Consider the following 7,084-nt stretch of genomic DNA (forward strand, 5'->3'; position numbering starts at 1 on the left):
ACGGCGACAAGGCCCAGGGCGTTGGGGGCGGACAGGCTGATTTCCGGCGTATCCTCCACCACCACCAGCCGTTCCTGTTCGGGCATCTGCCGCAGCAGGGCGTTCAGGAACGTGGTCTTGCCGGTCGAGGTGCCGCCGCTGACCAGGATGGTGCGCCGGGCCTTGATGGCGGCGGTCAGATAGGCGGCGGGCTCCTGCATCGGGTCGCGCCCGCGCAAGCCATCGCCGCCCACCGATGGCAGGGCCTGATAGGCTGACAGCGGCACATCGACCAGCCGGTGACGGCGGATGGCCATGGCCCAATGGCCGCGTGTGGCGGACGGGGCCACGAACTGCACCCGCGCCCCATCGGGCAGGCGTCCGGACAGCAGGGGCTGATTGCGGTTGACACCCTGGTTCGACAGACGTGCCACCTGTTCGGCCAGCCGGCGCAGCAGCTGGTCGTCGATGCGCGGGTTAGTATGGCGGGCCATGCCCTGGCCTGCCCGTTCGGCCCAGACCTCCCCCGGTCGGTTCACCATGATTTCGGTCACCAGCGCATCGTTCAGCAAGGGCTGAAACGGGGCCAGATATTCGGCCAGATAGACCGCTTCGTTCAGGATGGCGACGCTGGCATTCATGACCGGCCCCCAGTGGAAACAAGGGAGAAATCCAGGTCGCGGGCCACAAACACCCGGATGGGCTGTCCCTGGTCGATACGGATGGTGGGCGGGATCTGGCTGTCCCGTTGGGCGGCGACACTGGCCGCCGACTGCGACCCCGACAGGATCAGGGCGGCATTGCCGATGGCGGACAGGGCACCCACAACCGACAGCATGGTGGCCGACCCGAACCGTTCGACAAAATGCGTGTCCACATCACCCGACAGCCCCGACCTGCCGTCCTGGCTGATCGCGGGTGACGCCAGCGCCACCGACACGCCATCAGGCCGGATCAGCCTTGTCCACAGCACATAAACCCGCTTCTGCCCCGCCTGCAGCCCGGATTTATACTGTCCGATCAGGCGGGAAGTGCGGGGGACCAGCACCCGGCTGCCATCGAACGACCGCACATCCTGGCTGACGACGGCACGGACATGGCCGGGAAGGTCGCTGTCGATGGCGGTTTCAAGCACAGCCGAAATGAATGCACCCTGCGCCACTGTCGTGGCGGGGGCGATGGCATGGACGGCACTGGCCGTATCCACACCGCCATTGCCGATCCGCAGGGCAAAGGCTTCATTGTCCGACAGGGCACCGGGGACTGCCGGTGCCGCTGCGGTAACGGTTGGGGGGGTGGGCGCGGTGGTCGGGGCCGACATGGGGGCTGTGGCGGGTGCCGGGACCGACATGTCGAAGACCATGACGGGGGCGGCCAGACGCTGCGGATCGGGAATGCGGGCCGGTAGAGGCATGGGCGTCGCCGCCACCGGCGCCGGTGCCGGGGGTGGGGCCGGCAAGGCGGCCACGGGTGCCGGTGGCGGGACAGGCGGGGCCGGCAGCGGGGCGGGTTCCGCCGCCGGCTGCCGCGCCTGGTTCAACCCCCAGAAGGTGAGACCACCGAGCGCCAGCACACAGGCCATGCCGGCTGCCAGACCCAGAGTACCGGCGCTCCGGCGGTCGGCCACGGCCGGGTAATGGGTGCGGCCCGCCAGGACCAGGGCACCGGCAGACATGGACAGGCGGGGATCGTCGCTGACGCGGACGGGATCGGCGGTAGCGCTCATCAACGTGTCCTTTCCGCGGTCTGGGTGGCCGGGGTCAGGCTGGCGGTGCGGCTGCCATTGCGCAGAATGATGCGGCGCGGCACGCCGTCCAGCACGACCAGATCGTTGCGAAGCGCATAATTGGCGGGACCGTCGACACCGTCAGGACCGGGCACCAGGATGGCCGGCACCTCCGCCCCCGCTTCCCAGCGCAGATAGGTGGAACGACCATCGTCAAACACCTGCGCTGGCAGCATCTTTTCCGGCCCCTGCTTCTCCCAGGCGAAATTCAGGTCGGCTGGCAGCGCGGCCTGGATTTCAGCGGTCACCGCCGCGGCCGGATCGGTGGTGATGTCGGGCGGCAGTGAATCGGCCGCCACAGGAGCGGGCGGGATGAACGCCTTTGGATAGACGAAGCGCATGACATAAAGCGGCCCGCCCTTGCCCGCCGTCGTCAGGTCGAACAGATAGGTGCGCCGGTCGGTGATGACCGTCATGTTGGTGCGGCTGTCGGGCAGGATCGGCTTCAGGAACAGAAGGTCGGCCCGGCGGTTAGGCGTGACCTGCCAGCCCGCACTGTCGCCGATAGCCACATTCTCGATCCGCTCCCCCGCCTCAAACTGGATCGTCGTCTGGATGCCGGCGCGGCCGGGCACGGTGACGATGGCGGCCTCGTCATAGTCTTTCCAAAGGATGCGATTGTCGGCAAAGCAGGGGGTGGGGGTCAGCAGGACCGCCAGCAGCGGCAGGGGCAGCAGGCGCTTGGTCATGATCAGGTTCCTTTCACAGCCGGGCGGCGGAAACGCTGGCCCAGGCCCTGGGTCTGGCGGTTCCGCAGGACGGTGGCGGCGGGGTTTAGACGGGCAGCATCACCCGGCTGGCTCAGCCCACCGGGCAGCGCCATGGCGGCGGCGCGCGGCGCGGTCTGGAACGAATGCTGGGTCAGCAGGGCCGCACCCGACAGGGCGGCGGCGGCATTGCTCTGGGCGCTGGCACTGGCGCGGGCAGCCGTGGCGGCCGGGGCCGGGACGGTGACCAGGGTGGCACCGGCGCGGGCAGACCCGGCCTGGCCCCGGACTGTATCAGGCTGTCCATGCAGGTTCAGCCGCCATCCGGCCGTCAGGGACGCCGCCACCCGCAGAACCAGCAGCATCAGCAGGCTGAACACCGCCGCCCCCAGCAGGACCGACACGGCCAGTTCCGGCGTCGGCGTTCCGCCCGCCAGGGCCAGGTCCGACAGCATGGGCGCGATCAGGGCGAGCGCACCAGTCCCCACCAGAACGGTCAGCAGCGGCACGATGGCGAACAGAAGGGCGGCGCGCAGCCAGCCTTCGAACAGGCCGCTGGTCGCCCGGAACAGGGCCAGCACGATGAAGACGGGGCCCAGCGCCAGCAGGGCTGCCAACGCAATCTTGGACGCAACCAGCACACCCACGGTGCCAAACAGCAGAAGCAGCGAGGCGATCCACAGCAAGTCCGCCGGGCGCATGCCGGCCAGCAGGGTCGGCTTTTCCCCGCCCGCGGTCGTTGATTGGCGGGCAGCATCCAGCACAAGCTGGAACAACTGATCCAGGCGGTCGGCGAACAGGGATGGGGCGGACCCGCGTGTCCCGGCCAGCAGCGAGGCCAGATGATCCGGCGCACCGACCAGCAGGTTCCAGACCACCTGATGATAGGCCGCCCAGGAGGTGGCAAAGCACAGGACCAGACCCAGCCCCAGCATGCGCGGTGTCAGGCTGGACAGACCGACACCGGTGCGCCCGGTCAGCATCCGGATCGCCATCAGCGCGACATAGAGCGTCAGCAGCAGGGTCAGGGCCTGACCCAACGCGCCGTCTGGGCCCAGCAGGGTGGAAAAGGCCTTCTCCGTGGTCTGGGCAGCCAGACAGTCGACGGCGCGCAGCGCGCCGGCAACACCGCCCTGTCCATCCAGACTGGAAAATCCGGGGCAGGTCGCGTTGGTCATTCCGCCGCCATCCTTTCCACATTTGGCAGGTCCGTCGCACCGGGCCAGGGTTTGCCCGTCAGGCGGGGGTACCAGCGGGCAGGATCATCGCCCGTGCTGGCGCGGATCATGTCCAGACGGCGGACATTGGCCTCCCGCCCCGACAGCACCATCAGCATGTCATTCATGCCGCCCAGATCCAGACGCGGCACGATGGAATGGTTGGCATGGCGGACCAGGAAACAGCGCCCATGGGCCGGCAGGCCGCGGATCAACGCCAATTCGTGGGCCGACAGGCCGAACCCGGCGCAGTAATCATCGTCGCGCGCCTTGGGGTTGGGCATGAAGATCATGGTGGAGGTCTGTTCGACAATGGCGCTGGCGATACGGCTGTCCAGCGCGTCGCGGGCCGATTGCGTGGCAAAGCCGACAATGGCGTTGCGCTTGCGCAGGGTTTTCAACCAATCGCGGATGCGGGCGGCAAAGACGGGATCGTCCAGCGCCTTCCAGCCTTCGTCGATCAGGATCATGGACGGATTGCCGTCCAGCCTTTCATCAATGCGATGGAACAGATACATCATGGCGGGCGTGCGCAGGGTCGGCACCTCCAGCAGCGCCGTCATGTCAAAGCCCAGGACACGTGCGTCCAAATCCAGCCGGTCGGCTTCATTATCGAACAGCCATGCATGTTCACCCGCACCGATCCAGGGCGACAGGCGGCTGGCCAGATCGCCCGGCGTGGGGCGGCTGGCGCCCGACAGCAGCTCTCGGAAGTAACGCAGGCGGCGCAGATGTGGGGCATGGTCGAAGCAGGCATCGACGGCATCGGCAATCGCCGCCTCTTCCTCCGGCCCGTCGGCCTTCAGCAGGCAGGCGAGGAACAGGCGCAGGAAGGCACGGTTGACGGCGCTGTCGGGGAGCTGCAGCGGGTTCATGCCCGACGGTTCGCCGGGCAGAAGACGGCTGTAATGCCCACCGATCCCGCGCAGGAAAATTTCCGCGCCTCTGTCCTTGTCAAAGAAGATGGTCCGTGGCTTGAACTTCTGCGCCTGGGCGGCCAGGAAGTTCAGCACCACCGTCTTTCCCGACCCGGACGGGCCGATGATGGTGAAATTGCCCAGATCGCCTTCATGGAAATTGAAGAAATAGGGCGTGGCGCTGGTCGTCTCGAACATCGTGACGGCATCGCCCCAATGATTGCCGCCGGCACTGCCCAGGGGGAAGCCATGCAGCGACAGGAAGCCTGCGGCGTTGGCGGTGGAGATCAGGGCGCGGCGGACCAGGAAACGCTCATTGCCGGGGAACTGTCCCCAGAAAAGCGGCTCCAGATTCACGTCCTCGCGCACCGCAATGGCCCCGATATCCGCCAGGGCGGCACCGGCCAGGGCGACGGCGTCGTCCAGCGCGGTCAGATCGGCGGCCCGCACCAGCAGCCCCAGATGGTGATCCCCGAACCCGACCTGCCCCGCCGACAGCGCATCGCGGGCCGCCAGCATCTCAGCCCGTTCGGAGGTCGTCTCCTCATCCGTGGCACGGTGGCGACGCAGCGCCAGGTCCATGCGTTCGCGCGCCGTCTGCCGATCCACCGGGGCAAAGCTTTCGGTCAGAGTCAGTTCGACCGGCAGCCGCAGGATACTGTCCAGCAGGCCGGGACGGGTGGTATCGGGATAGTCCTTCACCGACAGGCCGGCGGCCACCTGCCGTCCCTGCGGCCCGGCCAGTTCCAGGGCGTCCACGCCGAAACTGATGCGGGAATAGGGAATGTGCCGGCCCAGATCGGTGCCGGCGGACGGCAGCAGCACAGGCCGCATCTCCCCATTATAGAGTGCCGACAGCAGCTCCAGCACCTCTGAACAGGGTCCATGGGCCGTGTCATAGGTGCCGAGTGCGCGGACACCATAGGGTTCCAGCCCCGCCAGCAACGCCGCCACGGCGGCATCCAGGGCGCGGCGGTCGGCCTCCAGACGCTGCGCCGACCGGCCCCGCGACAGGATTCGGTCCACCAGACCCGCCTTTCCGCGCGCCGGTCGGCGCAGAATGGTCAGAAACTGTTCATTGATGAACAGCCGTCGGTCCGACAATCGTTCCTGCCAACGCCGGTCGATCAGGCCGGCCAGCGGGCTGTCGAAGCTGGCCAGCAATTCCGGCTGAATACGGCGGCGGATCACGTGGTGATAGACCACATGCCGCGCGTCCAGCACAGCGCGCAGCATTACTTCCCGCACCGCCAGCCGATGGTTCAGCGCGTCTGAATCCTCCGTTTCGAACGGCAGCCCGGCCACATGGATGGTGCGCAGCAGCGACCCGTCGCGCAGCAGCAGGCTGCCATCGTCCAGCAGTGCCTGATAGGGCAGCCGGTCCCCGGCGCTGGCTTCACGACCGGCCCAGGAGGCGGGACCTTTCCATGTCGGCATGGGACTTCTCCGTCGGGATAAGGGGAATACCAATCTGCGAAAGGCCAAACCTTCGGCAGATTGGAGGCTGGCGACTGCCAGCCCGGCGCCCCTGCGCCGTAAGCCAAGCCGCCGGATGGCGGCGCCCGGCGTTGAGGCCGCTTGAGCTCAAGCACCGTAGGAATTGCAGCGCCAGCGTTTCCAGTTGCGGATACGCGGGCAGGTGGTGACCTTGGTCAACCACAGGTCAAAGATACGGGGTTCGCGCAGGCAGGCCAGGTAGCCGGCGGCATGCACCAGAAGTGCAACCGGCAGGGCCAGGAAGGAGCGCGTGACCAGAAAGGCCTCCGTCGTCACCAGCAGGTTGATGACGAAAAAATTGTAGGTCACGCCCGCGAACATCTGGGGCCGGGTCAGGGCGCGGAAGACAGGCGAACGAGCCAGCATCGCCATCTCCCTTAGCGTGCGACGCTGGTGGTGGCCTGGATGCCCGACACGATGGCGCCCGCCCCGAACAGGATGAAGCAGCCCATGACCACCGTCGCCCCAAAACGCCAGTTCAGCCGGCCCGTCAGCATCAGGAAGCCGACCGCGGCCACCGCCATCACGGCGACCGTGGTGGCGACATTGCCCATGAGCGTACCCTGCATCCAGGACAGGGCGGCAATAATGGGACCGGCCCCCTTGGGGTCGCCACCGGGCGCCTGTGCCTGGGCCGCAGGGGCCGACAGCAGCAGCGGCACCAGCACCGCCAGGGTTCGTTTCAGGACACGCATGTTTTTCTCCCTTGGTATCGCTCAGAACCGGACCCAGGGATAGGGGACGGGCTTTGCCGGCATATGTCGGGAGGATGGAAGCCCCCGCCATCTTGTGTCAGGCGCATTGCGGCAGGGGGCAAAATGGTTCGCCGGCTGCAACATGCTGAAACAATCCGACATGGGGCGGAGATTTTCGGCTCGTACAGAGAAGGTCACGACGCCATAATCGGGATATGGATCTGATGACCCGCATATTGATCGTGGATGATGATCCGGGCCTGCGCGGCCTGATCTCCACCTTCCT

The 7,084-nt window shown here is 67.2% G+C and carries 7 protein-coding genes; all 7 read right to left on the reverse strand.

Annotation, left to right across the window (positions count from 1 at the left end; all coding sequences use genetic code 11):
* The coding region (locus Q0072_RS05745) for an ATPase, T2SS/T4P/T4SS family (RefSeq protein ID WP_298327005.1) at window positions 1-620 on the reverse strand (620 nt) is incomplete at its 3' end.
* The gene (locus Q0072_RS05750) at window positions 617-1,705 is read right to left on the reverse strand and encodes a TrbI/VirB10 family protein (RefSeq protein WP_298327007.1); all 1,089 of its coding nucleotides are present in this window, start codon (window positions 1,703-1,705) and stop codon (window positions 617-619) included. The genes Q0072_RS05750 and Q0072_RS05745, both read right to left, overlap by 4 nt.
* Window positions 1,705-2,454: a TrbG/VirB9 family P-type conjugative transfer protein gene (locus Q0072_RS05755; protein ID WP_298327009.1), complete on the reverse strand. Its 750-nt coding sequence runs from the start codon at window positions 2,452-2,454 to the stop codon at window positions 1,705-1,707. The genes Q0072_RS05750 and Q0072_RS05755 overlap by 1 nt, the downstream gene beginning before the upstream one ends.
* A 2-nt stretch (window positions 2,455-2,456) precedes the next feature.
* Window positions 2,457-3,650 carry a type IV secretion system protein gene (locus Q0072_RS05760; protein WP_298327013.1) on the reverse strand — a complete coding sequence of 398 codons (1,194 nt, stop codon included), beginning with the start codon at window positions 3,648-3,650 and terminating at the stop codon, window positions 2,457-2,459.
* A complete protein-coding gene (locus Q0072_RS05765; protein WP_298327015.1) occupies window positions 3,647-6,043 on the reverse strand; it encodes a VirB4 family type IV secretion/conjugal transfer ATPase in 2,397 nt (798 codons plus the stop codon). The genes Q0072_RS05760 and Q0072_RS05765 overlap by 4 nt, the downstream gene beginning before the upstream one ends.
* A 147-nt stretch (window positions 6,044-6,190) precedes the next feature.
* Window positions 6,191-6,469 carry a type IV secretion system protein VirB3 gene (locus tag Q0072_RS05770; protein ID WP_366941780.1) on the reverse strand — a complete coding sequence of 93 codons (279 nt, stop codon included), beginning with the start codon at window positions 6,467-6,469 and terminating at the stop codon, window positions 6,191-6,193.
* Window positions 6,470-6,480: 11 nt separating this feature from the next.
* Window positions 6,481-6,798, reverse strand: a complete 318-nt coding sequence (locus Q0072_RS05775) for a TrbC/VirB2 family protein (protein WP_298327021.1) — start codon at window positions 6,796-6,798, stop codon at window positions 6,481-6,483.
* Window positions 6,799-7,084 lie beyond the last annotated feature (286 nt).

Source organism: Asticcacaulis sp. (genome assembly GCF_027484505.1).
GTDB lineage: Bacteria > Pseudomonadota > Alphaproteobacteria > Caulobacterales > Caulobacteraceae > Asticcacaulis.